Genomic DNA, 2,243 nt, shown 5'->3' with positions numbered 1-2,243 from the left:
GATATGAGTAAGACAGTAAAATCTATGAATAATGTAAATGAAGAAGTTCAATCTGGACTTGTTATTGCAAATGAAACAAAACAAAATTTCACTGAAATTTTACAATCTACAAATGAAATTGCTGACCAAATTAAAACGATGGTTGAAACAGCTAATGGGATGTCAAAAGGTGCAAATGAAGTATCTATTTCTGTTGGTCAAATTGCTATGACGGCACAAAATAATGCGACGAGTACACAAAGTGTTGCAGCGTCAGCTGAGGAGCAGCTAGCTTCCATGGAGGAAATTGGTTCTGCAGCTGGTACACTATCTCAAATGGCTGAAGAGTTACAAGTATTAATTGAAAGATTTAAAGTATAAAAAGGGGAGGCTGTCTCAAAATAGCATTAGTGCTATTAGAGACAGTCTTTTAGCTGATAAACGGATTAGAGGTTCAATGTATTTAATGTTTGTCGAAAAATAGAGGAATTTGTTAAGCGGGTGTATAATTAATATAATATAGACTACGTTTAAAGGAGATCAGTATGGGAGTGTATTGGGGAACGAAAAGACATTCTTGGCTTAGCTATGTCTCGTTTTGGTTAAGCATTTTATTCTTTGTTGCTTTTTTAATTGAAGTGTTTGTATTTAAAACACTTTCAAATAGCTCATTACAAATCGTTAAATACTTTTATTTTATATTTGTTCCATTAAATATCATTCTTAGTTTAAGGTTATTATTTAAGAAGAATGAAAAGAAAATATTACCGATTTTTAGTTTAATTGTATCACTATTATTTGCAAGTTTAATTATAGTGTTAGCATTAGCAGCTACAGGAAAAGTCTTATGAGGAGAGTGATATAAATTACTCTTCTTTTTTGTGGTTTTTTAAGAGTTATAAGTAGTGTGTAGGAAATAAGGAAAGGGATAAGTTATCAGTAAGAGGACGTATTAGTGAATAGAGAGTGAACTGAAAATACTATATGTTTTGTATGTGTTTATAAAGCAAATGAATGCAGTAAGATTCGTGATATATGGTACAATAAACATGGATAGTGATAGAGATAAAGGGTATATAAAATACTCATCGTTTTTAGTAAGAGAGGGGTTATCTTATGCTATACGAGGATTTGATGACATTATTCCAAGCTGCTCCGATAAAATTAGATAGAGGCGGCTGGAAATATATAATCCAGGAACAAAATGATAATTATGAAATTGTTGATGAAATGTTAAAAAAGCAAATGAATGTTGAATTGTATTTTAATGAGTATGATGAGGTGAAAATCACTTTATATAAAGATGGAAGCCCTATTACTACTATGCAAAGAATTGCTATTTCAAAAGTTGAGTTGGATGAAGAGGAAGACGGCATTCAATTCGTATTGGAACGCATGCCAAGTCGAATGATTCGTTTGCAATTAAAGCCATATCTTGCAGTAGAAATGGGGCCGTACTGGGAAGTATGTGAAGACTGTGAATGAAGATGAAAAACATCCGTATACACGGATGTTTTTTTATGTTTTTTGAAGTTGTTTAAAGGCAATAATCGGTAGTAAAATGATGCTCACCCAACCGATAATAGGGTATAGAATATGAAGTAATTCACTATATCCAATGAAACTAAAGCAATAACTAATTAGTAATATGAAGTAAATAATGTTATTACTTTTCCATCCGGTAATGGATTGCATTTGTTTTGTCATTCCGAATATATTCCCAACTAATGTGGTGAATACTTCACCAAAAATGATAAGAACAAAGAAAAAATGGAAAGTTGCATTAAACCTTCTTACAACTTCAGCCATTGGGATGTTATATTGATAAAATTGTTCAACTGATAATATTGCTAGATGGCTACATAATAAAATAAAGCAAAGCCCCGCGCCGCCTAAAATACCACCCCATAAAATAGCTTTTCGATCTTTTACTTCACTGGCCAATGGGACGAGAACACTTTGGGCGAGAGACAGATTTAATGCAACATATGTAATAGGGCTAGTAATCCATTTCATATTCCAACTTTCTGTAGGAACGGTGTCAATAATAGGAGTTGTACCATGAATAAAGGTTGTAATAGCAAGTCCGATAATGAAAATCATCATAATAGGTACGACAAGTGTATTCACTTCAAAAACACCTTGTAATCCCCGGCTCCCAATAATGAGGCAGGCGATGACTGTGATGAAAATACCAAGTTGTCTCGGGAGACGAAGTTGTTCTTCAAATACTGCCCCGGCTCCTGATAACATAACGCTAGTTA

General features: G+C 33.3%; 3 protein-coding genes and 1 pseudogene. 3 read left to right on the top strand and 1 reads right to left on the bottom strand.

The window, feature by feature from the left end; genetic code table 11:
* The 3 genes and pseudogenes from AB3X49_RS21750 to AB3X49_RS21740 form a co-directional block, all read left to right on the top strand.
* Positions 1-360: pseudogene (locus AB3X49_RS21750) on the top strand (chemotaxis protein); the annotation flags it as partial.
* A 164-nt stretch (positions 361-524) separates the two neighbouring features.
* Entirely contained in the window at positions 525-830 is a 306-nt protein-coding gene (locus AB3X49_RS21745; protein WP_002012413.1) for a hypothetical protein, read from the top strand.
* Between the two features lie 265 nt (positions 831-1,095).
* Positions 1,096-1,464, top strand: coding sequence for a DUF3979 family protein (locus AB3X49_RS21740; RefSeq protein ID WP_002126974.1), 369 nt, complete (start codon positions 1,096-1,098; stop codon positions 1,462-1,464).
* 33 nt (positions 1,465-1,497) lie between these two features.
* Here AB3X49_RS21740 and AB3X49_RS21735 read toward each other — a convergent pair.
* Positions 1,498-2,243: YkvI family membrane protein (locus AB3X49_RS21735; RefSeq protein ID WP_367964687.1), on the bottom strand; the 746-nt coding region annotated here is incomplete at its 5' end.

The sequence above is a fragment of the Bacillus sp. C30 genome (assembly GCF_040838255.1).
Lineage (GTDB): Bacteria > Bacillota > Bacilli > Bacillales > Bacillaceae_G > Bacillus_A > Bacillus_A mycoides.
Note: the sequence above shows the minus strand (reverse complement) of the source record. Positions and strands in the feature narration are given on the sequence as shown.

Bases quoted from the DNA above. Each gene is read 5' to 3' on its own strand.
- AB3X49_RS21740 (WP_002126974.1), top strand. From the start codon at position 1,096: ATGCTATACGAGGATTTGATGACATTATTCCAAGCTGCTCCGATAAAA.
- AB3X49_RS21745 (WP_002012413.1), top strand. From the start codon at position 525: ATGGGAGTGTATTGGGGAACGAAAAGACATTCTTGGCTTAGCTATGTC.